The sequence below is a fragment of the Actinocorallia aurea genome, assembly GCF_054783995.1.
In genome coordinates this window covers 1,037,504-1,061,565 of the sequence record NZ_BAAGPQ010000002.1, presented here as the reverse complement: position 1 = coordinate 1,061,565, position 24,062 = coordinate 1,037,504, and the positions used below count along the sequence as shown (strand labels likewise).

The following is a 24,062-nucleotide window of genomic DNA, read 5'->3' as shown; positions in this document are numbered from 1 at the left end:
GGTCCCCGATGCACCAACCGCTCCCGAAGTTTGCTAAGGTTAACCCGTTCCTAAGGGATCCGGGGATGTAGCGCAGTCCGGTAGCGCACTTCGTTCGCATCGAAGGGGTCAGGGGTTCGAATCCCCTCATCTCCACCTGAACAAGGGGCTAAGCCCCAGCTCAAGGGCCTGATCGCCACCCAGCGATCAGGCCCTTGATCGTTTGTGTTGCCACCGCGTTGCCAAGACTGCCTGACATCAGGCAGCACAGATTGATCTCAAAGATCACCCGAAACCCCTCCCGCACCAGCGGACATCCCTCCACGCGGACGCACCACTGCGGGATTCGCCAGGCACCCGACGCGATGGGCACGGCGGTCTCCCTCCTCGGCCGCCACCTCGAAGCCATCTCGGTGGTGCCTTGGGGATGCGGGAAAACGACCGCAGCCGCTTCGCGGGGCAAGAGATAGATAAACCTGGCTTACGCCCCTGAACCGCGCGCGGTTCAGGCGACGGACCGAGCGCGGTCCAGAGGAGGTGGCGGACCAGTGGAGAAGGAGACGGGCCGCTCGGCTGATCGGCTAGGAGAGGTCACCGGTCCGGATGCGGGAGGTGAGGCGGCCGAGTTGGCGGCGGGTGATGCTCAAAGGGGCGTTACCGGGGTTCTTGGAGTCCCGGATTCCGACATAGCCGCGGAGGTCGGCGAGTTCGACGCAGTTGCTTCCCTGCGGTGCGCTGTGCGAGCTCTTGCGCCAGGTTGCGGTGGGAACGTCGTCGTGGAACATGGCCTGGTCACTCCTTGATGACGGCGGCGATCAGGGCTGCCGACTGATCTTCAGGGAGGGCGGCGCTGACAATGCCCTCGTACAGGACACTACAGCGCCTAACCTGGGCGATCTCCTCCAAATAGAGTCCGCCAGCGATGGTCTCCAGGTAGACGACGTCCGGTTCGATGGCGCTCTCGAAACCGAAGATGACGAAGCTGCCGCCGGTCCGGCCAGGGTGCAGCCCAGCAGTCTTGTCCAGGACCCGGATGCTGATGTTCGGGCGTTTCGCCGCGGTGAGCAGGGCTTCCAGCTGTTCCCGCATCACCTCGGAATCGACGGGAAGGCGGAGAGCGCTCTCGTCGAGCACGACGGAGAACTTCGGCGCGCTCGGCCGGGTGAGGAGGGCCTGGCGGGTCATGCGCGCCTGGATCCGCCGTTCGATCACGTCGGGGGCATCGCCTTGCATGATCGAACGGGCGTACGCGGCGGTCTGAAGCAGGCCGGGAATGAAGGACGTCTCGTAGCTGCGGATGTCCGTTGCGACGTCCTCGCACTGCGCGTACGAACCGCCGACGACATCCCCGAAAGCCGCCCACCATCCTCGGACCCGGATGTCCTGGGTGAGCTGTACCAGTGCGAGCCGGACGCCCTGGTCGGTGCCTCCGTACGTGTCGAGGAGCCGATGAACGTCCTCCACGGACGGGGCGCCGCCGCTCTTCTCGATTCTGACGAGCTTGGGTCGGCTCCAGCCGAGAAGGTCTGCCGCCTCCTGCGGAGTGAGCTCGGCGGCCTCGCGCAGTCTCTTCAGCTCCGCCGAGAGGCGACGGTGCCTGACGGTCGGCCCGCCCGCCGTCTCGTGGACCTTGTAATCCGCCATTTCCGCTGGTGCCATGCGCGGAAGTCTGCCACGCGGTGGGAGACCCGCTCCTCGTTACTGGCCGGATCAGGCCAAGATCAATTGACTTGTTCAATGCAATGTTGACTTGTCAATGCAATGCTGATCTCGTTCACTCCACTGCGGAGAGTGCTCGCAAAACCACATTCGGGAGCGTGATGGGCATGGGAAGTCCTGGACTCGATCTCGTGGGTTTCGCTCGGCTTCGGTCAGACCTGAGGTTGCCGTCGAGGGCGAGGGACTGGGTGGCGGCCGTCGGTTCGTCCTACGCGGGATCAGAGGTGCTCGACACGCTGAAGCTCCTCACCTCCGAGACCACGACCAACGCCCTCCAGCACGGAGGCGCCTCGGGCGTCGTCCGGGTGGCGCTGCTGACGTGCCCGACGGGCCTGCGCGTCGAGGTCACCGACGAAGGCGGCGGCGCCCCGTACCGCGCGAGGCCTCGGACGACGACGAGGACGGCCGCGGGCTTTTCCTTCTCGACGCCCTCGCCCGCTCGTGGGGCCACGATCCCGTCCCCGGCGGAAAAGGAACCGTCGTCTGGTTCGAGGTCGACACCCCGGCCTCGTCCTGACACGCAGCTCGCGGTGCGGGTGCCGCGAAGGCTTCGGCGACGCGGAATCAACGTTTCCCGAGCCGCGATCCCACGTCACGGCGTGAACGAACCACCCCGGTGCGCCCACGAAGGCCCCCGGGCCCTGCCCAGAACGGAGCCTCATTCATGCATCACCTCGTAGTCCCGGCCGCCGGCACGGGCGAGACGTCGCCGCTCCACCCGGCCGCGACGCCTTCGCCCGCAGGTGCCAACAGACCGTCCGAGAGGAGCGCCGAGTCGCCCAGGGACGTCCTGGCGACGCACGTTCTTCTGCGCTCATTCCCCGAAGTCCTCACCCTGTGGTGGGGCGAGTCCACGCGCGTGTGGCGCGCACTCGTACACGTAGCCGGACACGACGAGTGGGTCACGGGCGCGAACCTGGAACATCTCGGCCACGCCCTGTGGACCCGCTTGCGCACTACCTCCAAGACCGCTCCTCCAGCCATGCCGAACCACCAGCACACCGCTCCCCGGCAGCCCACATCCGCACCGCACACGCTCCAGGCCCCGCCCCCGCCTCGCCACCCGCCGGTCACGCCGCCGAGCCCTCTGGTCATGACCGATTACCGGCCCGGCCTCAACCGCCGCCACTCGAACACGACGAGTGGCCCTGGCATCCTCACCAGGATCAGCGCGCGCCTCCGCCTTCGCCGCTCCGCCGCGTGACATTCGGGCGCACCGTGTTTCGGCACTAGCTCTGGAACATGGGATCTCACGAGGCCGCGCTGACCGCGGATTCGCTCTGGCCGACCGCGTGCAAGAGTGATCCTTTGAGTCTTCAAGTGCTCGCGGTCGGCGGTTCAGAGGAGCGAGATCTTGTCTTGCCTTCGGCCGACGTTGAAAAGGAGAGGCCACTGAGATTCGCCTCCGTTGATGGGGTCATGATCGACGCAGTCATCAACGCCCCGTACAGGAAGTCACGTGGGGGCGTCGTTCTGGCTCACGGGATCACGGTCGACCGGGACGAGGGCGGGATGTTCGTGCGGCTCGCAGAGCGGTTGGCGGGCGTGGGATTCGGGGTTCTGAGGTTCTCCTACCGGGGGCATGGCGAGAGCGGCGGGACCCAGGAAGGCATGACCATCGCGGGCGAGATGCTCGACCTTCAGGCTGCGGTCGCCGTCGCGCGGACGGAGTTCGCGGGGCCGTTGTCGCTGGTGGCTGCGAGCTTCGGCGCAGTCTCCAGCTGTCTTTCGCTGCCTTACCTGGAGGGTCGGCTTGCGCGCTTGGTCTTGTGGAATCCGGTGCTCGATCTCGTCCGGACCTTCGTCGAGCCGGAGCTTCCCTGGGGAGTGGAGAACTTCGGGCCCGACGCGCAGGCGGCGCTGCACGACCGTGGCTACCTGCTCGTGGACGACGAGTTCCGGCTGGGCCGGGTCCTGTTCGAGGAGCTCACCCGGTACCGTCCGGCTGAGGCTTTCGCTGCCAGTGGAGTGCCCGCCCTGGTGGTTCACGGGGACCGTGATTCGTATGTGTCGTACGAGATCGCCGCCCGTGCGGCGAAGGAGCGTCCTGGGACGGTCTTCCACACGATCAAGGGTTCTGACCACGGCTTCGACTCGCGGGAGCGGGAGGACGAAGCGATCGAGGTCACGGTCGACTGGTTGGGAGCGTAGCCGTGCGGTTGCTGCTCGGCCCGGGAGGATTCGGTGCCTGAAGCGGTCTTTCGCCTACCCTGGCGGGGACGTCGCGAAGGGGGGTTGCCGGTGGCCTACGAGTCCTTTGGCGAGGCGTCCCGCAGCGCGGTGCGGGAGGCGGCTCGCCGGACCGGTCTGAAGCTCGAGGGCCTTGAACTGCTCCGCCTAGGGGAGCGGGCCGTCTACCGACTCGACGGGGGTCATGTGGTCGCGCGGGTCGGTCGTCCGCGAGACGCAGGAACCATGGCAAGGCGGGAAGTGGAAGTCGCTCGGTGGCTGACCGCCGAAGGTCTTCCAGTCGTTCGTCCGCTGGCCGGCGAGCAGCCGCTGATCGCTCATGGACTCTTCGTCTCGCTCTGGGAGAACGTCGAGGGTGACTGGACAAGACCTGCCGCACTCGCGCGGGCGCTGCGGGAGCTGCACGGCTTGAAGCCGCCTGCGGCTCTGGACCTGCCGGACTTCGATCCTTTGCGGCAGATCTCGGAGGGGATCGAAGCCGCCAAGGGCTTGTCCGCCGCGGAACGCGGCGTTCTGCGCGCCGAAGTGGAACGGGTCAGTGCAGCGCTGCCCCAAGTCGATCTCCGGATGCCCAGGTCGGTGATCCACGGGGACGCGAACATCGGCAACATCCTTCTCCGGCCGGATGGAGTCGCCGTTCTCTTCGACCTCGGCGGCGCCTGCTGGGGTCCGCCGGAATGGGATCTCGTGACGACGGCCGTCTACCGGGACCTCGGCTGGCACACGGACGACGAGTACGCGGAGTTCTGCGAGGTGTACGGCTTCGACGTCTCCGAGATCGCCGGATTTCCGGTCCTCAAGTCCCTTCAGGAACTGCGGATGACCACCTGGCTGGCACAGAAGGACGGCGAAAGCCCGGCGATCACCGAGGAGATACGGCAGCGGGTCGCCGACCTCCAGAACCCGGATGCGCCTAGGAATTGGCACCCGTATTAGGAGGCGGTGCGCGGCTCCAGTAGGTCGCGCGCCTGCTCGAAGAGGCCACGAACCGCGGAGTGGTCTCCATAGGGCAGCATCCGGTCATGCAGGTCGCGGAGGTAGGTCACGCAGCGCACCGAGCTTGTCTGCCGGATACGAGGAAGGGCGGTCGCGGCGATCCTGCAAGCCTCGTCGAGTTCTCCTTGGGCCAGGAGGCTGGTGGCCAGGACGATGCGGGAGAAGGTGCGGCTTCTCGCGTAGTCGTCGCTCTCGGCATCCAGGCACTGCCTGATGTAGCGGTGGGCCTCCGTGGGGAGTTCGAGGTCGCGGAAGCAGTGGGCGAACTCGTCGGCGAGCTCGCACGCGTCGAAGTAGGAGATCCAGTGCGGCTCCTCTCCTGAGCGGTGGCGCTCGAAGGCGCGCTCGGCCTCGGCGAGCGCGGCGAGGCAGGCGCTTCGCTCGGTGGGGATCTTGGCCGCGGCCCTTGCCTGCATGGCCGAGAACTGAGCTTGGAGCAGCGGGGCGTCATGCCCTTGGACGGCCTGTGAGGCTGCGCGGGCGAGGGTGAGTGCTTCCCGGTGCTCTCCGAGGTAGTTGGCCTGGTGGGACATCGCGGAGAGGATGCTCGCGCCCAGGAGGCGGTTCCCTGCGTGGTGGGACAGGTTCAGTGCTTGCAGGAGATAGCGGCGGGCGAGTCCGTGTTCGCCCGCGTCGTAGGCCATCCAGCCGACGGTCATGGTGAACTCGGCGACGGCGCTGAACAGGGCGACGCCGATCTCGCCTGAGTAGGTCCCGTTGAGCAGCGGCGCCGCCTGGTCGACGAGGTAGCGTGCGGCGGCGGTGCGGGCGTGCGCCCCGCCGAACCGGTTGTCGAGGTTGGCGAACATCGCCGTCGTGGCTTTGATCGCCTCGACGTCTCCCAAACCGACCCGGCGCCTGCCCGAGCGTGTCGGCTGAGGTGCGGGTGCCGCGAGCAGCCACTGGAAGACCGGATGGGACACCGCCTCGGCCGTGACCTTGCCTGCGAGGAACGCGCGGCGGCGGACGTCGGCTGTCCAGAGATCGGCGAGGCCGAAGACGAGATCGCCGACGTCCTCGGAGAAGGCCAGCCCTACCTCAGGTGAGAAGGTGGTGCCCGCCATGCCGATGTCGGCCAGGGTGACGCGGCGGCGCAACTTGCGGCTCAGCGCCTCTGCGATCAACGCAGGGGTGGCGCCGCGCGGCTGCTGTCCGGCGATCCACCGGGCCACCTGAGTGTGGGCTGGACGGACCCGTTCGTTCCACTCGTCGGCCACCTCGGTGATGCGGCTCGCCAGGCCCAGATGTGAGACGCCGGCCTCGGCGATGAGCTCTGCCAACCGAACGTTCGGCTTCCGCTCCATGGTTGGGAAGCGTAATTCTCCGGCCGGTGGAAGATAAGGCCCAGAGCCGAATGCACACCTCTTTGCACAGATGCACGGTTGGTGTGCGCTGCCGCCGAGTTCGCCGTTTCGCTTTCCTGGCCGCATGGAGCACACCGGAAAGACACTCACGCGGAGATCCGCGATGACGTCCGAGCCCGCCCCGTGGGAGTGGGAGTTCGACTGGCACCTGACGAACCGGTGCAATTTCGACTGCGAGTACTGCCATCCGCAGATCAAACACGTCCTCAATCGCCGGCACCTGTCGGAGCCGTCGCCCGAGTTGGTGGTCACGAGGTTCGACGAGACCGGCAGGACGTGCCTGGTGCACATGTCGGGCGGCGAGCCGTTCCTCTTCCCCGGCTTCGTCGACCTGTGCGAGGGGCTGACCCGCAGGCACCACATCAGCATCAACACCAACCTCGCCTCCGCGGACGTCGCCGAGTTCGCCCGCAGGGTCGACCCGGGCAAGACCGTCAAGATCGTCGCGGCCCTGCACATCGCGGAGCGCGAGCGGCTGGGCCTTGGGCTCGCCGACTTCGCCCGTCATCTCGGCCTGCTCCGCGACGCCGGGTTCGACGTCGACGCGTTGTACGTGCTGTACCCGCCGCTGCTCGGGCGGCTCGACCAGGACCTCAGCAGGCTCCGCGACCTCGGGGTCGAGGAGATCAGGGCGAAGGTCTTCAAGGGCGTATTCGAAGGGCGCCGATACCCCGACGCCTACACCGAGGAGGAGCGCGAGCGGATCCTGGAGCACTCCGGGCAGTACCTGTTCAACAAGCCGTACTTGGACGGTCGCACCTTCACCGGCTCGCTCTGCACCGCGGGTGTCTCGTCGTTCAAGGTGACGGTGACGGGCGAGGTCAGGCGCTGCGCGTCCGTGCCGGCCAAGTACGGCAACCTCTACGACGGGACGTTCAGGGCGCACGACGTTCCCGAGCCGTGCCCGGCGAAGCGCGTTCTCGTGCTCTCCCAGTGCCTCGCCTACGCGGTCGAGCCCGGGGAGGGGCAGCCATGAAGATCCTCATGCGTACCGGCCTGGCCGACCCCGATCAGCTCCGCTTCGACTGCGCCGAGCGCAAGGGCATCGGACACCCGGACACCCTCGCCGACCTGATCGCCGACACCTTCTCGCGGGAGTACTCCGCCTGGTGCCTCAACGCGTTCGGCGCGATCCCCAACCACTGGGTCGACAAGGTGACGCTCATCGGAGCCGCCTCCGAAGTCGCCTTCGGATCCTTCCGCGTCGCCAAGCCGGTCGAATGCCACCTGGTCGGGAAGCTGACCGCTCGCATCGGCAACCTCGCCATTCCGGTCGACGAGATCTTCGCCCAGGTCGTCCGCCGCGTCATGGACGACGCTCTCGGCAGCCCCGAGATCTGGCCGCACCTGGTGACCCGGACCTACAACACCTCCGGCGTCGCCGTGGACCACGACGGGCAGTTCTACGCGCCGAGCACGCCCAGCGCGCTGCGCCGGGTCCTCGCTGCCGAATCGGTCTCCAACGACACGGTCCTGTGCACCGGCACCTCGGGGCCCGGGCTCGCCGGCCGGCTCGCCATCCAGATCGAGGAGGAGATCCGCGCCTTCGCTCCGCCGCAGATCGGGACCGACGTGAAGGTGATGGTCGTCCGCGACGGCTCCGGCTTCGAGGCGACCGCAGCGATTCCCGTCCATCCCGAATCCGTCACCTCGTGGCGGCAGTACTCCGATCTGATCCGCGACGTGGCCGGTGAGCTCGCCGATCGTCTGCGGCCTTCCTGGGATGTGACTCTCAGGGTCAACACCAAGGACATCCCGGGCCGCGGCTACCTCGCCCCGTTCGGCACCTCGCTCGGAAAGGGCGACTGCGGGGCGGTCGGCCGGGGCAACCGCGGCTACGGCGTGATCGAACCCTTGCGGGCGTCCAGCGGCGACGCACCCGCCGGGAAGAACCCCGTGCATCACGGAGGCAAGATCTTCGGCGCCCTCGCCGCCACTGCGGCGCAGGCGATCCGGGAGAAGACCGGCCGACCCGCCGAGGTGACCGTCGCCGCGCGCAACGGCGAACCGCTCGACGATCCGGCCTTCGTCCTCGTCTCCCTCACCGACGACGGGGACCGGGGCGTCGCGGAGGAGATCGTCCGCCAGACGGTGGCCGACTCGCGCTCGTTCACCGAGCGCTTCCTGGCCACCGACCCGATCGCTCGGCACCGGAGGGGGGACGGATGACGGACATCTACACCGAGACGCACCACGCCCACATCAAGCATCTGCGCAGCCTCGACGTCCGCGTCGACGACGAAGGCATGCTTCTCGGCGGCACCTACGTGATGTTCTTCGCCGAGGCCGACCTCATGGGCCTGCACGCCGACGCGCTGCTGTCGGGGGTGCGGGACGCCGACGTCCTTGAGGTGGGCCTGGGCCTCGGGATCTTCGCCGAGCAGATGGCCAAGCACCGCCCGGCCTCCTACACCGCGATCGAGCCTCACCCCGAGGTCGCCGCCATGACATGGCAGCGGGCCCTCCAAGGGGTCGCCGCCCGGGTGGCGGTGCTTCGACGCCCCTGGCAGCTCACCGAGTGCGCGCCTTCGGCGTACGACGCCATCATGTACGACACGTGGCCGCCCGACGGCCACGCCGACGCGGACTTCGCGTCCTTCGTCGAGCACGTGGCCGTCCAGGCACTCAGGCCCGGTGGACGGTTCAGCTTCTTCTCCTCGGGTCCCAGGCTGGCACCCGAGCGCGAGCGGGTTCTCGACCGTTTCTTCACCTCTTGGTCGCAGACGAGCTACGAGATGTCCTCGCGCCTCGTGCCGCGCGGTTGGACGAAGCCGACCGCCCAGTTCGTCGTCCCGGTGGCGATCCGATGAAGGCCCAGGACCTCGCCGAATTCCAGAGCTCGGGATTCCTCGTCCTTCCGGCCCAGGTCGGCGCCGCGGACCTGCGGGCGTTGTGCGCTGAGGCACAGAGGATCCTCGACGGCCTTCTCCTGTCGGACGAGCGGGTCACCGCCTGGCGGCTCGCGTCGGGGAAGGCTTACGTGCTGAAGATCAAGTCCGTGGTCGCTCTTTCACCGGCCGTCCGGGAGGCCGCGGACCTGATGGGGCGTGTGGCCTCCGTGCTGCTCGGCGGCCCCGTCACGCTGATCGACGACAAGATCTCCTTCAAGCAGCGGGTCCCCGGCACCGCTCCCGCTCGAACGCTCGGGGAGGAGGTCCACAAGCACACCGACGCCGCGTACTACCGACGGCGCGGGCTGACCGGGGACATCGTCACGCTCGCCGTTTGTCTCGATGACTGCGCCGAAGCTTCCGGGCCGGTGCGTGTCTGGCCCGGTTCTCACCTCCACGAAGCTCCCGAGGAGACGACCGTCGACCACGGCCCCGTGATCCCCGACGCCGCCGCCCCAGATCACGAAGGAGTCGCTCTCACCGCGAAGGCGGGCGACGTCCTGGCATGGGACGCCCGGCTGGTCCACGCCAGCGGCCCCAACACCTCCGGCAGACCGCGCCGCCTGCTCATCCTCGGATTCGCGCGATGATCCCCTACACCCAGCCCGAGCCGTTCCACTCCCAGTGGGGAGAGGACCGGTGGCTCGCCGAACACGGTGTGCTCCCCATGACGGGCACCTTCGTCGATGTGGGGGCGGGCGACGGGCGTCGCGGAAGCAACACCCTCTACTGGGAGAACCTCGGATGGCGCGGCCTCTGCGTCGACGCCGATCCCCGCAACCGCCAGCCCCTCGGTTCGAGGAACTGCCGCGTCGTCCACTGTGCCGTGTCCGCCCGGCCCGGGCGTCGGACGTTCTGGATGTACGGGCCTCGGGCATCGCTCTCGGGGCTTGAGGCGTCGAGCCCTGACCATCGGCCGGTCGCGGTCGAGGCCCGGACCCTCACCGCGCTGCTCGATGATGCGGAAATCGTCGGCATCGACCTGTTGAGCGTCGACGTCGAGGGCACCGAGCTGGACGTCTGGCGATCCTTCGACGCGGAGCGCCACAAGCCGGGGATCGTCCTCATCGAGTACGACGACAAGGTCCCGGGGCGTTCGACCCCGGTGATCAGGCGAGCTCTCGGACCCGCCTACTCGCTCATTCATCGGACCCCGTCCAACCTGATCTTCCGGCACGAGGAGTACCCGTGAACGAACTGCGCCGCTCCATCGCCGACGGCCTCGCCGAAGTGTCCGAGGGCCGACCGGTGATCGTCCTGTCCGCACGGGACGTCGACGCCTCCCACTGGGAGGAGCTGCTGACCGACGCCGGGTCGGAACGACTGGTGATCTCCCTGGAGAAGGAGACCCAGGCGCACCGCCGCGTCAGCGGGCCGACCTCCCACATCGCCCTGCACCACGAGACGATCGCCCGGCTCACCCTGGGGCCGTCCCCGCTGGACGACTTCGACCCGTCCGGCCGCGCGGTCCTGATCGTGCCCGACCCGCTGAATCCGCCGCTCACCGGGAGCCGTCCGCGACTGGGCCCGCGCCTTCCCGCATGGGCTTTGGTCGAGGACAAGATGCTCGTGGACCCGCTGTGGGATCTCGCGGGTATCACCCGGGCGGTCTCGGTCACCTCCGACCTCGGCCCGGATCTCGCGTCCCTCGCCGCAGCCGTTGACGAAGGCGGGGGAATCGTCGCGAGCTGCCAGAGACGCGGTCATGGGCCCCGGTCGGGTGCCGAAGGCATCTGGTGGTGGCGCGGCCCGACCCCGCCCCAAGGCATCCCCGCGACCGATGCCGACCTGCGCGTCAGGCTGATGCCGCTCCTCGAAGGGCTTCCCTGCCGTATCCACGGCATGGTCACGGCGAGCGAGGTGAGCGTCTTCCCGCCGCTGGAACTGCTCTCGCTGCCCAGACCGTCGACCGGGACCTTCCTCTGGGCCGGCGCGGTTCCGCTCTCAAGCGCACTGCGCCCGCCTTGGCTCGAAGGGATCGCACGACGGATCGGCCTGTTCCTCCGCGACCGGTTCGGGTATCGCGGGCCATTCGCCTCGGACGGCGTCCTGACCGCCGACGGCTATCGCCCGACGGAGCTGACCACGAGGCTCACCTCCGCGTTCGAGTCAGCGCCCGCCCGGCTGCGGGTCCTGCTGCACGCCGCCACCGTGCTCGCCCGCCGGGAAGTCCCGCTTCCCGACCTCACCGGCCTCGCGATCGAAGCGCTGGCGTCGGAGACGGTCGACGTGTTCGGCTCCTCGACGGACGCGGGATGTGCCCCTTTCGACCAGGACATCACCTGGGACGGCATCCGCTGCGTGCCCGCGGATGCCGATCCCCAGGGTTCCGTGGTCCTACGCCCCTGGATCCGCGGCTGGCAGCTCCGAGCCTCCCTGAAAGTCCGCCACCTGCCCGAAGGCGTCCCGATCGGGCTCCTCGCCCCGTCGGTCTTCCGCATGGCGGACGAGCGCTTCGGCACGGCCTTCGGAACGGTCACGCCGCCCTTCGGGCTGAGCCTGCCCAAGCCGCGAATGCCGTGAGGTCAGAGCCTTCCCAGCGCGGACTTCATCCGGGCGAGCGTCCGCTCCCTGCCGAGCACCTCCAGCGACTCGAACAGCGGCAGCCCGACCGTCCGGCCCGTCACCGCGACACGAATCGGAGCCTGCGCCTTGCCGAGCTTCAGCCCGCGCTCGGCACCGACCGCTTCGAGAAGATCCTTCAGGTCGGACGCTTGCCACGAAGCCGTCTCGTAGGCCGCGATCGTCGCGGTGAGGACGTCGGCGCTTCCGTCCTTCATCGCCTTCGCCCAAGACGCCTCGTCGAAGACAGGCTCGTCGAGGAAGGCGAAGTCGACCATCTCCACGATCTCACCGAGCACGGCGACCCGCGTCTGCGCCAGTTCGGCGAGAACACGGAAGGCAGCGGGAACGAAGTCCTCAGCGCGCCATGGGACGTTGTCGCCACTGACATACGGCTCGCACGCCCGAGCGAACTCCTCCGCGCTCATCGCCCGGATGTAGTCGCCGTTGAAGGCGCGTAGCTTCTTCACGTCGAAGAAGGCCGGCGACGGGTTGACGTCCTCCAGCCGGAACGCGGAGACGATCTCATCCCAGGGAACGATCTCCCTGTTCTCGCCGAGCCCCCACCCGAGCAGCATCAGGTAGTTCCGCATCGCTTCCGGCAGGTAACCCTCGGCACGGAAGTCCTCCAGCGCCACCCGGTCCCGCCGCTTGGACAGCTTCTGCCGCCGCTCGTTCACCAGGACGGGCGCATGCGCCCAGACCGGCGGCTCATGCCCCAACGCCTCCCACAGCAGCTGCTGCTTGGGCGTGTTCGGAAGGTGCTCCTCAGCCCGGACCACATGAGTGATTCGCATCAGCACGTCATCGACCACGTTGGCCAGCAGGAAGGTCGGCGACCCATCGCTGCGCGCGACGACAAAGTCCTCCAGGAGGGCGTTCTCGAACGCCGGCTTCCCGCGCACGAGATCGACGACCGTGGTCATGCCCTCGTCGGGGGTCCGGAATCGCACGGCGCCTTCGGCCAGGCCCCTGTCACGGCAGAAGCCGTCGTAGCCCTTGTTGGAATCGCCGGTGCGCGCGATCACATCGTCTCGCGTGCACTGGCACCGGTAGGCGCGCCCGTCCGCGAGCAGCCGGGAGATCGCTTCACGGTGCTCGGCGACGTTCGCCGACTGGAAGTACGGACCCTCGTACTCGTCCGGCCCCATCCCCAGCCAGGCCATCGCGTCGAGGATCGAGTCGATCCCCGCCTGCGTGTTGCGCTCCGCGTCCGTGTCCTCGATCCGCAGTACCATCACGCCGCCCGCCTGTTGCGCCGCGACCCAGTTGAACAGGGCGGAGCGGGCGTTCCCCACATGGAACATCCCGGTCGGCGAGGGCGCGATACGCGTACGAACGGCGGACTCTGACATGTCCCCGAGCGTAGCCCCACACCCCTACGACCGCCCGTCATTTACCCCGAGCCGACCACCGTCCAAGGACCCAGCCCACCACATGCCCCACAAGCCCACCGTCGCCAAGGCCCTCGCCTACATCACCAACGACGCCGGCGAACTCCTCGTGATCCGCCACATCGACTACTCCTACGAGGAGGTCGGCCTGGAAGTCCCCGGCGGCACCATCCGCCCAGGCGAAGACCCCGCAGCCGCAGCCCTCCGAGAAGCCCAGGAGGAAACCTCCCTCGTCAACCTCTCGCTCGCCGCCTCCCTCGGCGAAACCACCTACGACATCACCCCTCTACGCTCCGAGATCCAACACCGCCACTTCTTCCACCTCCGAGCCCCCGGCCCCCACCCACCCCGCTGGCCCAGCGCCGAACTCCACGACGGCCTCCAGCCTCCCACCCGTCTCGAATGCCTCTGGCTCCCCCTCAACCACGCCCACGCCCTCTCCCTCGGCCACGGCGCCCTGATCCACAGACTGTGCGAACTCCGCCCGAGTTGAGCCTGCTGTTCCCGCACAGCTGGAAGCTCGGATTCAAATGTCGGCGGCAGTAGCCCTAACCCGACATCTTCTCAACCCTGCAAGACCTTGATGCGCTCGTGCGCCGTTGACGGCGAAGCCAGAGACCTCAACCGCAGAGGTCGGCCATACCGCTTCCCCGCCCGAGATAAGCCCCGTTGTCCGGTCAAACCATCCCCGCGCGCGCGGGGAGTACGGGGACCTCGCCCATCGGCGGAAGTCGGTGACGGGACCATCCCCGCGTGCGCGGGGAGCACGAGCGGATGCATGCGATCGGTGTCGAGATCGAGGGACCATCCCCGCGTGCGCGGGGAGCACCTCGCCGGGAAAGGCCGCGTCGAGGGAGGCGTGGGACCATCCCCGCGTGCGCGGGGAGCACCGCCCGCGCCGAGTGGTGGTGGGGCCTGCGGGAGGACCATCCCCGCGTGCGCGGGGAGCACAGGAGCTGACCTGCGGGATTATCGGCCGAGACTGCGGTTTCTCATTACTTTGTGAGTTTCGGTCATTTTCGGCCGAGATGCTTCGCTAATTCCTGTCATGGGTCCCTGGTTGTTGCTCTTTGGTGGTGCCGGTGGGCTGGGAGAGATTCTATTGTGGTGGTCAGGGGCGGGAGCGGTTGCGGATCTTGGTGAAGGCGTCGGTGGCGGAGTCGTCGTCATCGGGGAGGCTGTGAAGGTATTTCGAGGTGGTGGAGATGTTGGCGTGGCCTAGGCGGTCCTTAACGACGGCGAGGTCGGCGCCGCCGGCTAGGAGCCAGGAGGCATGGGCGTGGCGCATGTCGTGCATGCGGACTTTGATGGTGAGCTTGGCGGATTTGAGGGAGGGGTGCCAGATCTTTTCGCCGAACCATCTGCGGGGGATGTGGCCGTCGGTGTTCACGGTTCTCGGGGTTCGCGGGGAGTCTTTGCCTTGGGAGCGGCGGGTGGCTCGGTAGATGGCGTAGGCGGTTTTGCAGTGGTCGCAGCGGCAGGGGGCGGCGTTGTAGGCGCTGGTGGTTCCGTGCCAGTAGCTGCGGCCCTTGGCGTTGGTGGGGGTTCTGCCGAGGAGGAACTTGTCGGGTAGGACGCGGGGTTCCTTCTTGGTTGTGCGCTCCTCGTCGAGGAGAGGGAAGAGGAGTTCGTTGTCCTTGAGGCCGTGGGACTGGATGTAGTCCGCGAGCTTCTTGGCCATGGGGCGGCTGAGGGTGACTCGGCGGTGTTCCTTGTCTTTGGGGTAGGGCTTGACGACGAAGCGGCGGCCTTCGGCGTCGCGTTTCGCGACGAGTTCGACGACGACTCTGCTGATGTGGAGGGCTCGGGTGATGGGGTCGAAGTCTCGGGGGCGGAGTTCGGTGAGTTCGCCCCAGCGGAGGCCGGTTTCGATAGCGGTCTCTACGAGGAGCTTGGATCGTGCGTCGGGGAGCTTGTCGTGGAGGACGTCGAACTGCTCGGGGGTGATGATCGTGTAGCCCTTTTTGGGGACGGGCGGGGTGCGGACTCCCTTACAGGGGTGCAGGACGATGACCTGGTCGTTGAGTGCGGTGGTGAAGATGGCGCTGAGGATGGTCATGCAGTGGCGGATCGTCGGAGGCTTGACGCCCTCGTTCTTCAGGTGGGTGACCCATTCGCGGACGTCGATGGGGAGGATCGCGAGCATTTTCATCCTGCCGAACCACGGCATGATGTGGCGGTCGATCTCGTAGCGGTAGTTCTGGCGGGTGCTGAGTTCGACGATGTGGTTGGGGAACCAGATCTCGTCGACGTAGTGCTGGAACGGTCGGCGGGCCTTGGCCGTGTCGGGCAGGCGGCGCTCGGCGAGCTTGCTCTCAGCGACCAGAGCCGCAGTCCGCGCCTTCTCTTCGGTCGGGTATGTACCGGCGGATCTTCGTCGGCCTCTGAGGTCTCTGTACATACCGGTGTACCGGGTAGCTCCGGTGCTGATGACGCGCTCTATCACCCATGCCATGGGAACCTCCGAGGGGAAGATCATGTTGTCGTCGTGTTGTCAGGACCGGCTGGTAGATCTTGTGACTGACTGACATTGGCCGGACGGAAAACCGGCTCTCACCTGCGACTTTACCCCGATCGGAGATTTCCTAGACACCCTCTGTGGATAACTAAACACCCTTCGCATCGAAGGGGTCAGGGGTTCGAATCCCCTCATCTCCACCTGGGGGTGTTGACGAAAGTCGGCACCCAGCAGTGACGAAAGGCCTCAGAGCTTCTGACTCTGGGGCTTTTTTCGTGTTCGGGGGCTTCGGAAAGGCATGCGGAGTCGCTTGCGAGACTGCGCGGCTTTGGGTCAGTGCTTCGGCGATCGCCCGGACGGCGCGGCGAAGCCGAACTCGGAGCTCAAGGGGGTGTTCTGCTGCCCGGAGACAGGGTTACGCGGGGTGAAGGTGACCTTGGGGAGTCCAGGTGCCCAGCGGCTTGGTTGTGCGGCGTCGAGCGCGCCGACGGGGTCGGCCGTGTTCCGGAGGCGGAAGTAGACGCGCTGCCATTCCGGACCTCCGTACGGGAGGGGCTGCCAGTGCTTGGCGCCGTACTCAGGCGCCAGGGTGATGCTCGTTTGGGTGCAGATCTTCGGCGGTCCGGTGGGGGGCTGGGGCAGGGTCTGCTGGGTGCTCTCGTCGGTCTGGTGCTGATCGGTATCGGCTTCTCGATGCGTGAACGCGCGAAACTTCATGTCGTGGTCCCCGACGAGGGCTCCCATGCCAAAGGTCTCATCGCTGATGGCCGACTCAGGCACACGCCCGCTGGAATGAGGGCGGCGAGCCGTCGGGCTGAGGCGCGTTCCGTGCCGGTCATGGCGCCTGGCCTCAGTCGACGTGATCCAAGGCTGTAAACTGTGCCCTGACTTCAGGTAAGAAATGTATCCGCTGAAGTGCTGGTCGTCTGGCCGTGATGCCGCCCTGAAACGGAGCTCCCAGGGCTGTGTTTCAGGGCGGCGGCTGTCACGGCGGGTGTGCGGCTGCGGTGTGCGGATGGTCACGGTGGATGGCACTCAAATGGCATGGCAGACAGGCGGGAGAAGGCATGCTCTACGGGCGCGATGGGGAGCTCGGGGTGCTGTCGGGCCTGATCTCCCGTGCCGCAGGTGGGGAGGGCGGTGCTCTGCTGGTGCGGGGTGAGGCCGGGATCGGGAAGACGGCGCTGCTGGAAGCCTCCAGGGAGTCTGCGGTGCGGGCGGGGTGCCGGGTGTTGTCGGCGGTCGGTGTCCAGTCGGAGGCGTCGCTGCCTTTTGCGGGGCTGCATCAGCTGCTGCGGCCGGTCCTGGATCGATCGGGGGCGCTGACGGCGCGCCAGCAGCAGGAGTTGCTGGCGGCGTTCGGGATCGGTGAGGGGTCCGCGCCCGGGTTGTTCTCCGTGGGGATGGCGTCGCTGGAGCTGGTCAGCGCAGTGGCCGAGGACGGTCCGGTCCTGATGGTGATCGACGATGCGCAGTGGGTCGACGCCCCCAGCAGTGAGGCGCTGGCGTTCATGGCCCGGCGGCTGGACGCGGAGCGGGCGGTCATGCTGCTGGCGGTGCGGGAAGGCCATGACACCGTCCTGAACGATGCGGGACTGGCGGAAATGCAGGTGGCACGGCTGGACGGCGAAGCAGCCAGAGCACTGGTCGGCAGGCACGCGCCCGCGCTGGACCGGTCTCTGCGTGACCGTGTCCTGGCCGAAGCCGACGGGAACCCGCTGGCCTTGGTGGAGCTCCCCTCGGCCCTACGCGGCGGTGGTGGCGGCGGCATGCTGATGCCGTGGTTGCCCACGACCCGCCGGCTGGAGAGGGCGTTTCTGTCACGCGTCCTGGAACTGCCGAAGCCTGCTCAGGCGATCCTGCTGGTCGCGGCTGCCAACGACCGTGGTGACCTCGCGGAGATCCTGAAAGCGACCCAGGTGCTGGAGGACGCCGACCTGTCGGTCGGCGCGCTGGAACCGGCGATGAGCGCGGACCTGGTCGATCTGATCGAACACGAAGTGCGCTTCCAGCACCCGCTGATCCGTTCGGCCATCTACCAGGCGGCGCCGGTGTCCCGGCGGCTGGCCGCACACGCGGCCCTGGCGGCGGCCTTGGACCGGTACCAGGAGCGCCGGGCATGGCACCGGGCGGCGGCCAGCCCGGCGCCCGACGACGAGGTGGCACTCGACCTCGAAGCGGCAGCGGCCAAAGCCCTGGACCGGGGGGCGCCACGCGCCGCGGTCCAGGCCCTCCAACGCGCGGCGGCGCTCTCGGACCCGGACACCCATCGGGGCCGCCTTCTGCTGCGCTCTGCGGAGATCAACTTTGAGCTTGGTGACATCGCCGCAGCGCGCCGGCAGCTCGCCGAGGCGAGTTCGGTGACACTGCAGGAGGGGCAGCGGCTGCGGCTGACGCTGTGGATGGAGGCGTTCAGCGAGGAGAGCCTGTTCAGCCCCGACCGGGTCCGGGCGTTCGCCGACGTCGCGGACCGGCTGGCCGGTGTCGACCGCGACGGTGCCTCCTTGGCGCTGCGGGCACTGTGGCAGGTGGCGATCAGCTGCTGGTATGGCAACCCGACCCAGGAGACCCGCGACCTCATCGTCAACACCGCACGGCGGCTCGCCCGCGGTGACGTCGATGCCATGGTGCTGTCGATCGCGGCGTGCGCGGACCCTGTCAGTGAAGCGGCGTGGGTGATCGACGAGGTGACCCGGATGCCGCCGGGGACCGTCGACGATCCGGTGGAGCAACATGCTCTGGGCGCCTCGCTGACGGCGATCTGGGCATTCGATCTTGCCTGGCCGCTGCTGTCGGCCGCCATTGACGGGCTACGCCGTCAGGGCCGTCTGGGCCTGCTCGGCGAGGCGCTGGGCTCCCAGGCATGGTCGGCGCTGCACCTGGGCAAGCACCGGCTGGCGATGGCCGCGGCCGATGAGTCGAGCCGCCTGTCGCGGGACACCGGACGGCCGTTGTGGGCGCTGGTCGCCGACCTGGCCAAGGCAGCGCTGGCCAGCGAGGAGGAGGACTATGAGACCGCGACCCGCCTGATCCGCGAGACCGAGGCCGGCCTGATGTCCGGCGGCGCCCCGTCGGTGCTCGGGTACTCCCAGTTCGCCCGCGGCCGCTACGCGATGGTCAGTAACCAGTACGGCGACGCGTTCGACGAGTTCGCACGGGTTCTGGACCCCTCCGACCTCGCCTACCACCCGTTCGTCGGATACTGGGCGATCGCAGACCTGATCGAGGCGGCCGCCCGGTCCGGCCGCAGCCAGGACGCCGCCCGCCACCTGGCCGACCTGGAAGCCCTCGCGGACACCACCAAAGCGCCCTTCCTGATCGCGATGGCCGCCTACGCGCGCCCCTTCACCGTCCCCGATACCGACGCCGAGCCGCTCTACCAGCAGGCCCTGCAGACCCGACTGGTGTCCTGGCCGGCCCACCGGGCTCGGCTGCTGCTGGCCTACGGCCAGTGGCTGCGCCGGCAGCGCCGCCTCACCGACGCCCGCCGTCCACTACGGGCCGCCGTGGAAGGCCTCGACGGCCTCGGCATCAAAGCCATCGCCAAAGACGCACGAGCCGAACTGCGCGCAGCCGGCGAAGCCGTCACCCACGCCGCCCCCGACGCGCTCGATAGCCTCACCCCGCAGGAACTCCAGATCGCCCGCCTCGCCGCCCAGGGCATGACCAACCGCGAGATCGGCGGCCACCTGTTCCTGTCCCACCGCACCGTCAGCCACCACCTCTACAACATCTTCCCCAAGCTCGGCATCACCTCCCGCGGCCAGCTCCGCACCATCGACCTCGCAGACGAGTAGGCCGACAGGGCTAGCCGCGCACGAGTTGGATGATCGCCCAGCGACCGCATCGGAGGTGCTCCCGCCGTGGCGGAGAGCTCATCGGCCTTTCGGCTCGTCGTCTGGCGGCTTCGGGGCGGATACCTCCGGCAAGGATTTCAGCGCGTCCCGCAGAGCCGCCCGTGAGGTGATGCCGAGCTTGGGAAAGATGTTGTAGAGGTGGTGTCCGACGGTGCGGTGGGACAGGAACAGCTGTACGCCGATCTGCTTGTTGGTAAGTCCGGAGGCCGCGAGCTCGGCGATCTGCCGTTCCTGATGGGTCAGCTCGGGTAGTGTCGGCCAACTTCTGGCGCTGCGGGTCGGGAAACCAGCGCGCAGCTCGGCTTCGGCCCGCTCGGCCCACGGGCCGGCACCGAGCCGCTGGAAGGTCGACAGCGCGGCGTCCAGGAGCGCGCGGACATGGGTCATTTTCCGCTCTCGCCGCAGGAACGTGCCGTACAGCAGTTGGACGCGGGCGTAGTCGAAGGGGAACTCGTCCGCGCCGGGCACAGCCAGTGCGGTTTCGAAGAGGTGCCCGGCGTCTGCGGCATCGGCGGTCAGCGCGGATGCCGCGTGTGTGTGCAAGGCCAGGCGTGGGGAGATCGCGGCGATGCCCCGGCTGCGGGCGGCGCGGGCGTGTGCCGCGGCTTGGCGGGTGTGGCCGCTGCGCTGCGCGGCCTCGACAAGGTCGAGGACCAGCCAGGTCTCGTGGGCGACGTCGGCGGAGATGACGCCGGGGTCGATGACGGCGGTCAGGGCTTGGTAGGCGGTGGTGAAGTCCGCTCGGCCCAGCGCGCCCAGGGCCAGGGAGTGCTGGCAGAAGTGGCGGGCGATGCCGAAACCCTGTGCTGCGCTGAGGGCGGCCGCGGCGGCCAGCTCGGCCTCCTCGTCGGGCGTGAGGCGGCCGCGTGCCTGCCTGACGAGTACTTCCAGGTACTGGGAGACGGGCTGGGAGTAGCGGTGGTTGCCGCGGCTGCGGCAGAACTCGCCGACCTCGGCGCTGATGGCCTCCACCTGGTCCCAGTCACCGGACATCCACCGGTCGACGCACAGCGAGGTGAGAGCGTGGATCGCCGCGGCCGCGGCACCGCCGCTACGGCCCGCCTCGGCCATGTGCTGCAGTGCCGGCCGGCAGCGGGCGACGCGGTCGGCGTAGACGCAGGCTTTGGCCGCCCGCATGATCACCAGCGGGTCTCGGACGTCGGTGAGGTCGGCGGTCAGGCTCTCCAGGTGGGGCAGGCAGTCCGGGGCGTGCCGTGCGGGATCGCGCAGGAACGTGGCAGCGATCTTCAGCATCATCGGCGGTCGGGGGGTGATGCGGCCGAGGAACTCCTGCAGCAGGTCCCATCCTTGCGGGCTGCCGGTGTTCCAGCAGACGACGGCGAGCGCGGCGAGCGCTTCGGCCAGGTCGTGGTTGGTGTCGGAGAAGTCGCGGCACTGCTCGATGGCGTCGGTGAGCAGACGCTGGGCGGTGAGGATGGAGCCGTCGACGTTCAGCATCACATACGCCCGAGCTACGGCGGCGGCCAGGAACCCGCTTGGTTCAGGGTGGATCATGCGCGCGTCGATAGTCAGCTGGGAGGCGCTGTCGATGGCTCCGAGGACTTCGGCGTTGGTCACGGCGGCGGTGCCGAGCCTGCGCGCTCTGCCGCCGGGGTGAGGGCTGAGTGCTGCGGCCCGGGTAAGGAGCCGGACGCTCAGGCCCGCGTCACCGCGCCTCAGGCTCAGGTGGGCCGCCTGCTCCAGGGCGGAGGCGATCGTCTCGTCGGGGCCGGTGCGCGATTCCGACAGATGCCAGGCGTACCGGATGGGGTCGGTGCGGTGCTGCTCGGCGAGGACGGCGTGGGCCTGCTGGCGCTGCCGGGCCGTGGAGCGGTCCACCACGGCGACCTTCACCAAAGGGTGCCGGAAGCTCACCCGCCGCGCGGTCAGGTCGACCTGGACGACGCCGGCTGACTCGGCGGCCTCCAGGCCGGCGAACCCGCCGCAGCCGGAGACGGCGGACAGGTCACCGGACCCGTCCAGGGCGACCAGCAGCAGAGCGTCGCGGGTGCGTTCGGGAAGCCGGGCGACGTGCTCGTTGAACACCTCGGTGATCCGCATCGTCAACGTCGCCGACCGCGCCGGCGGGCGCCCGTCCACGCGGGGCGGCGGCAGCACCGACAGCGCCAGCGGGTTCCCCTCCGCCTGGGCGGCCAGCCCGGTTCGCTCGGCGGCGTGCACGTCGGGCCGGTGCAGGCGTGCGAACTCGATGCTGTCGCGCTGGTTCAAGGGGGCGAGGTGACGCTCGGCTTCTGCCGGAATCGAGAAGAAGCCCGCGTCTCCCGCCCGGTAAGCGGCCACGACGACCGCGGTGGAGGGTGCCGTGCGCCGGATCACCGCGCTGAGGACGGTCGCGCTCGCTTCGTCGACCCACTGCAGGTCATCGAGGATGATGACGGCGGGCCCGCGGGAGCCGCCGATCATCTCCAGCAGCCGCAGGACCGCCTGAACGAGTGCCAGGTTGACCGGTGCAGGCTCCTCACGCAGCCCGAGCGCCGTCGACAAGGTCACCTCCAGGTGCGGCGCCAGGTCGGTGAACCGCTCCAGATGCTGGGCGAGCAACCCGTGCAGGGCGGCGTACCCGATACCGGCCTCGAACTGCACGCCACTCGCCCGCAGCACCGGCAGGCCGCGCCGAAGCGCTTGGACCTCAGCGGCGTCCAGGAGCGCGGACTTGCCCAGCCCAGGCGCTCCAGCGAACACCAGCCACGGCCCGCCCTGCCCGGTGAGCAAGGACCGGATCGCGGCCAGTTCGGTCTCCCGCGCCAGCAGCCCGGCGGCCGCGCCGATCTCTCGCCTGCCGGAGCGGCCGTCCGGCGGCTCGTCGTGGCCGGTCCGGGATGACCCGGAGCCTTCCGGGCGGGCGTGGCCACGGTGCTCGATGATCGCGGACATCACACATCTTCCTGTGCTGCGACGGCCCGGGCGTGCTGCCGGGCCGCCGCACACGATCTGCGGTTGCGGAACTGCGGCGATGCTAGGCGGGCACGATGTAGGGGAACTCGTTGCTGCGCTGGGGGGCGGCCACCGCCGGGGTCAGGCCGGACGGGACCGCCATCCCGGTGACCAGGGACAGCATCGCCTCAGGCGCGTTGTCGGCCAGCGGGCGGCCGTTGCGAACCGCGGGACCGAACGTCGCGGGCGTCCCCACCACGTAGGGGAGCACGTCGGGCAGCAGCAGCCCCGCGACCGTGCGCCCGTACCCGTCGGGGTCTCCCACCGTGCCCGCGGCCGCGACGACCGCGGTGACCTGACCTGAGAGGTGACCAGCGTCGGCGGCCACGTCCTGGGAGGGGTGGCGGGTGTTGGCCGGGTTGGTGAACTCGACGTCGGTGGGCCAGAAGATCGGCCACATCATCGGGAAGCCGGCCCGGTTGATCTGCCGCCAGCCTCCCGCGTCCGTGGCGAGCTTCGTCGCGCACCACACGCCGATCCGGGCGCCGGGCCGCAGCCGGGGGTGGGAATGCGGGACCTCCAGCACGATCGTGCGGACCGATGTGCCGGCGAAGCTGTTGGACGCGGCGCCCGGATCCCACCCGGAAAGATCGGGTGCGGTACCGGCGGCGACGGCGGCGTTCACCCGTGACAGCAGCGACAGGTCGATGTAGAACGGATCGCCGATCTTCCCCGCCCACAGCCGGACGCCGTTCGCCTGCGCCGCCTGGCCCGTCTGGCCGGTGAGCACCAGCTCTCCCGGCTCCTCGTCGTCGCCCGCCCGCTCCCCCGACAGCACGTGCAGCTCGACGCCCTGCTGCCCGTCCTGGTCGGCCTGGGTGAACGACACCCGGTAGACCAACTCCTCCCGGTCGGCCCCATCGAAATGGACCTTGAACTCATACCGTGCCTCGTTGTGGAAGCCCGGCTCCGAATGCAGGCCGTTGACATCGGAATTCACGTCCATCACGAAGACGGTGGAGTTCCCGCCGTCGAAGACGTACAGGTCGTCGATGAACAGCTGGCCGGTCTTCGCGGCCAGAGGTGTGTCCAGATGGTGCGACATGCCGTGATCCCCCTTGGTCTGGTAAGCGGCGCCACCGCTGGTTGGTGGCGATACGGCGACCGCGCCACCCCCTGGAGGCATCGGCCGCTTCTTCAACCTAAAGATCGTGCTACCCGGTAGGCATCGGTGAAATGACCGTCCAATGACCGGACATCACGGCTCACCCGCAGCATCGGGTACCGGCTGGAGGGCCGAATCGGCAGGGGCGGCATGGGGGAGGCGTGGTCCGCTCACGATCATCTCCTCAACAGGAGAGTCGCCATCAAGATCCTCCGCGGTACCACGTTGTGAACACGCCCCCGCCCGTTCTCGGCGACGTCAGGCCCGACACACCCCCACAACTCGCTGACCTGATCACCAGCATGCTCGCCAAACGGACCCACACCCTGTTCGTCTCCGGCCTCGCCGCAGGGTTCTTGATCGTCTCCGGCATGGTCACCGCCGCCGTGGTGGTCGGCCTCCAGGGACATGCCTGGCTGCCGATGTCGCTCTCGGGTCCCAGCGTCATCATCCTCGCCGGCCTGTTCGTGCTCCGCACCCTGGACACCAGCCAGGTCAAGCTCGCGACCCGTCTGCAGTCCAACGCGCTCAACCAGGCCCAACCCTAGAACTCTGTCCCTGGATCATCAGGTGGAGCGCCCCGGTCCCCGCC

At 68.6% G+C, this 24,062-nt stretch carries 20 protein-coding genes, 1 tRNA gene and 1 CRISPR repeat array; of the genes, 13 read left to right on the top strand and 8 right to left on the bottom strand.

Annotation, left to right across the window (positions count from 1 at the left end):
- The first annotated feature begins 61 nt into the window (after positions 1-61).
- A tRNA-Ala gene (locus ACYVOM_RS05090) sits at positions 62-135 on the top strand.
- A 425-nt stretch (positions 136-560) separates the two neighbouring features.
- Here ACYVOM_RS05090 and ACYVOM_RS05085 read toward each other — a convergent pair.
- Positions 561-764 (bottom strand): DUF397 domain-containing protein, encoded by a 204-nt coding sequence (locus ACYVOM_RS05085; protein ID WP_460302030.1) that lies wholly within the window; start codon positions 762-764, stop codon positions 561-563.
- A gap of 7 nt (positions 765-771) precedes the next feature.
- A complete protein-coding gene (locus ACYVOM_RS05080; RefSeq protein ID WP_460302029.1) occupies positions 772-1,638 on the bottom strand; it encodes a helix-turn-helix domain-containing protein in 867 nt (288 codons plus the stop codon).
- 83 nt (positions 1,639-1,721) lie between these two features.
- On the opposite strand from ACYVOM_RS05080, the gene ACYVOM_RS05075 reads away from it, so the two are divergent.
- The 3 genes from ACYVOM_RS05075 to ACYVOM_RS05065 all read left to right on the top strand — a co-directional run bounded on the left by ACYVOM_RS05075 (position 1,722) and on the right by ACYVOM_RS05065 (position 4,824).
- The gene (locus tag ACYVOM_RS05075; RefSeq protein WP_460302352.1) at positions 1,722-2,378 is read left to right on the top strand and encodes an ATP-binding protein; all 657 of its coding nucleotides are present in this window, start codon (positions 1,722-1,724) and stop codon (positions 2,376-2,378) included.
- A 562-nt stretch (positions 2,379-2,940) separates the two neighbouring features.
- Positions 2,941-3,849, top strand: coding sequence for an alpha/beta hydrolase (locus tag ACYVOM_RS05070; protein WP_460302028.1), 909 nt, complete (start codon positions 2,941-2,943; stop codon positions 3,847-3,849).
- 90 nt (positions 3,850-3,939) lie between these two features.
- Positions 3,940-4,824 carry a phosphotransferase enzyme family protein gene (locus ACYVOM_RS05065; RefSeq protein WP_460302027.1) on the top strand — a complete coding sequence of 295 codons (885 nt, stop codon included), beginning with the start codon at positions 3,940-3,942 and terminating at the stop codon, positions 4,822-4,824.
- Here the strand turns inward: ACYVOM_RS05065 and ACYVOM_RS05060 are convergent.
- A complete protein-coding gene (locus tag ACYVOM_RS05060; RefSeq protein WP_460302026.1) occupies positions 4,821-6,188 on the bottom strand; it encodes a hypothetical protein in 1,368 nt (455 codons plus the stop codon). The genes ACYVOM_RS05065 and ACYVOM_RS05060 overlap by 4 nt on opposite strands.
- A gap of 163 nt (positions 6,189-6,351) precedes the next feature.
- On the opposite strand from ACYVOM_RS05060, the gene ACYVOM_RS05055 reads away from it, so the two are divergent.
- From ACYVOM_RS05055 to ACYVOM_RS05030, 6 genes are read left to right on the top strand one after another with little or no spacing between them, the layout of a single operon-like run.
- Positions 6,352-7,224, top strand: a complete 873-nt coding sequence (locus ACYVOM_RS05055) for a radical SAM protein (RefSeq protein ID WP_460302025.1) — start codon at positions 6,352-6,354, stop codon at positions 7,222-7,224.
- Complete coding sequence (locus ACYVOM_RS05050) at positions 7,221-8,417, top strand: methionine adenosyltransferase (protein ID WP_460302024.1); 1,197 nt, start codon at positions 7,221-7,223, stop codon at positions 8,415-8,417. The genes ACYVOM_RS05055 and ACYVOM_RS05050 overlap by 4 nt, the downstream gene beginning before the upstream one ends.
- Positions 8,414-9,058, top strand: a complete 645-nt coding sequence (locus ACYVOM_RS05045) for a class I SAM-dependent methyltransferase (RefSeq protein WP_460302023.1) — start codon at positions 8,414-8,416, stop codon at positions 9,056-9,058. Before ACYVOM_RS05050 ends, ACYVOM_RS05045 begins: the two co-directional genes overlap by 4 nt.
- Positions 9,055-9,729: a phytanoyl-CoA dioxygenase family protein gene (locus ACYVOM_RS05040; protein WP_460302022.1), complete on the top strand. Its 675-nt coding sequence runs from the start codon at positions 9,055-9,057 to the stop codon at positions 9,727-9,729. Before ACYVOM_RS05045 ends, ACYVOM_RS05040 begins: the two co-directional genes overlap by 4 nt.
- Positions 9,726-10,331 (top strand): FkbM family methyltransferase, encoded by a 606-nt coding sequence (locus ACYVOM_RS05035; protein ID WP_460302021.1) that lies wholly within the window; start codon positions 9,726-9,728, stop codon positions 10,329-10,331. Before ACYVOM_RS05040 ends, ACYVOM_RS05035 begins: the two co-directional genes overlap by 4 nt.
- Positions 10,328-11,662, top strand: a complete 1,335-nt coding sequence (locus tag ACYVOM_RS05030) for a hypothetical protein (RefSeq protein WP_460302020.1) — start codon at positions 10,328-10,330, stop codon at positions 11,660-11,662. Before ACYVOM_RS05035 ends, ACYVOM_RS05030 begins: the two co-directional genes overlap by 4 nt.
- A 2-nt stretch (positions 11,663-11,664) precedes the next feature.
- On the opposite strand, the gene gltX is transcribed toward ACYVOM_RS05030, so the two are convergent.
- Positions 11,665-13,056, bottom strand: coding sequence for a glutamate--tRNA ligase (gltX, locus tag ACYVOM_RS05025; RefSeq protein WP_460302019.1), 1,392 nt, complete (start codon positions 13,054-13,056; stop codon positions 11,665-11,667).
- An 82-nt stretch (positions 13,057-13,138) separates the two neighbouring features.
- Between gltX and ACYVOM_RS05020 the strand changes: the two genes are divergently transcribed.
- Positions 13,139-13,588: an NUDIX hydrolase gene (locus tag ACYVOM_RS05020; protein WP_460302018.1), complete on the top strand. Its 450-nt coding sequence runs from the start codon at positions 13,139-13,141 to the stop codon at positions 13,586-13,588.
- Between the two features lie 186 nt (positions 13,589-13,774).
- Positions 13,775-14,046: a CRISPR direct-repeat array (repeat unit 28 nt; unit sequence GGACCATCCCCGCGTGCGCGGGGAGCAC).
- Positions 14,047-14,206: 160 nt separating this feature from the next.
- Here the strand turns inward: ACYVOM_RS05020 and ACYVOM_RS05015 are convergent.
- Complete coding sequence (locus tag ACYVOM_RS05015) at positions 14,207-15,550, bottom strand: tyrosine-type recombinase/integrase (RefSeq protein WP_460302017.1); 1,344 nt, start codon at positions 15,548-15,550, stop codon at positions 14,207-14,209.
- A 336-nt stretch (positions 15,551-15,886) separates the two neighbouring features.
- Positions 15,887-16,270: a hypothetical protein gene (locus ACYVOM_RS05010; protein WP_460302016.1), complete on the bottom strand. Its 384-nt coding sequence runs from the start codon at positions 16,268-16,270 to the stop codon at positions 15,887-15,889.
- A 350-nt stretch (positions 16,271-16,620) separates the two neighbouring features.
- On the opposite strand from ACYVOM_RS05010, the gene ACYVOM_RS05005 reads away from it, so the two are divergent.
- A complete protein-coding gene (locus ACYVOM_RS05005; RefSeq protein ID WP_460302015.1) occupies positions 16,621-19,350 on the top strand; it encodes an ATP-binding protein in 2,730 nt (909 codons plus the stop codon).
- Positions 19,351-19,428: 78 nt separating this feature from the next.
- On the opposite strand, the gene ACYVOM_RS05000 is transcribed toward ACYVOM_RS05005, so the two are convergent.
- Both ACYVOM_RS05000 and ACYVOM_RS04995 read right to left on the bottom strand, forming a co-directional pair.
- Positions 19,429-22,305 (bottom strand): AAA family ATPase, encoded by a 2,877-nt coding sequence (locus ACYVOM_RS05000; protein ID WP_460302014.1) that lies wholly within the window; start codon positions 22,303-22,305, stop codon positions 19,429-19,431.
- Between the two features lie 82 nt (positions 22,306-22,387).
- Positions 22,388-23,410 (bottom strand): DUF4331 family protein, encoded by a 1,023-nt coding sequence (locus ACYVOM_RS04995; protein ID WP_460302013.1) that lies wholly within the window; start codon positions 23,408-23,410, stop codon positions 22,388-22,390.
- Positions 23,411-23,772: 362 nt separating this feature from the next.
- Here ACYVOM_RS04995 and ACYVOM_RS04990 point away from each other — a divergent pair, with 362 nt between their 5' ends.
- Positions 23,773-24,018 (top strand): hypothetical protein, encoded by a 246-nt coding sequence (locus ACYVOM_RS04990; protein ID WP_460302012.1) that lies wholly within the window; start codon positions 23,773-23,775, stop codon positions 24,016-24,018.
- Positions 24,019-24,062 lie beyond the last annotated feature (44 nt).

Coding starts and splice junctions, on each gene's coding strand:
- ACYVOM_RS05040 (WP_460302022.1), top strand. CDS start 9,055: ATGAAGGCCCAGGACCTCGCCGAATTCCAGAGCTCGGGATTCCTCGTC.
- ACYVOM_RS04990 (WP_460302012.1), top strand. CDS start 23,773: ATGCTCGCCAAACGGACCCACACCCTGTTCGTCTCCGGCCTCGCCGCA.
- ACYVOM_RS05060 (WP_460302026.1), bottom strand. CDS start 6,188: ATGGAGCGGAAGCCGAACGTTCGGTTGGCAGAGCTCATCGCCGAGGCC.
- ACYVOM_RS05075 (WP_460302352.1), top strand. CDS start 1,722: ATGTTGACTTGTCAATGCAATGCTGATCTCGTTCACTCCACTGCGGAG.
- ACYVOM_RS05020 (WP_460302018.1), top strand. CDS start 13,139: ATGCCCCACAAGCCCACCGTCGCCAAGGCCCTCGCCTACATCACCAAC.
- ACYVOM_RS05045 (WP_460302023.1), top strand. CDS start 8,414: ATGACGGACATCTACACCGAGACGCACCACGCCCACATCAAGCATCTG.
- ACYVOM_RS05055 (WP_460302025.1), top strand. CDS start 6,352: ATGACGTCCGAGCCCGCCCCGTGGGAGTGGGAGTTCGACTGGCACCTG.
- ACYVOM_RS05050 (WP_460302024.1), top strand. CDS start 7,221: ATGAAGATCCTCATGCGTACCGGCCTGGCCGACCCCGATCAGCTCCGC.
- gltX (WP_460302019.1), bottom strand. CDS start 13,056: ATGTCAGAGTCCGCCGTTCGTACGCGTATCGCGCCCTCGCCGACCGGG.
- ACYVOM_RS05010 (WP_460302016.1), bottom strand. CDS start 16,270: ATGAAGTTTCGCGCGTTCACGCATCGAGAAGCCGATACCGATCAGCAC.
- ACYVOM_RS05035 (WP_460302021.1), top strand. CDS start 9,726: ATGATCCCCTACACCCAGCCCGAGCCGTTCCACTCCCAGTGGGGAGAG.
- ACYVOM_RS05000 (WP_460302014.1), bottom strand. CDS start 22,305: ATGTCCGCGATCATCGAGCACCGTGGCCACGCCCGCCCGGAAGGCTCC.
- ACYVOM_RS05015 (WP_460302017.1), bottom strand. CDS start 15,550: ATGGCATGGGTGATAGAGCGCGTCATCAGCACCGGAGCTACCCGGTAC.
- ACYVOM_RS05070 (WP_460302028.1), top strand. CDS start 2,941: ATGGGATCTCACGAGGCCGCGCTGACCGCGGATTCGCTCTGGCCGACC.
- ACYVOM_RS05080 (WP_460302029.1), bottom strand. CDS start 1,638: ATGGCACCAGCGGAAATGGCGGATTACAAGGTCCACGAGACGGCGGGC.
- ACYVOM_RS05085 (WP_460302030.1), bottom strand. CDS start 764: ATGTTCCACGACGACGTTCCCACCGCAACCTGGCGCAAGAGCTCGCAC.
- ACYVOM_RS04995 (WP_460302013.1), bottom strand. CDS start 23,410: ATGTCGCACCATCTGGACACACCTCTGGCCGCGAAGACCGGCCAGCTG.
- ACYVOM_RS05005 (WP_460302015.1), top strand. CDS start 16,621: ATGCTCTACGGGCGCGATGGGGAGCTCGGGGTGCTGTCGGGCCTGATC.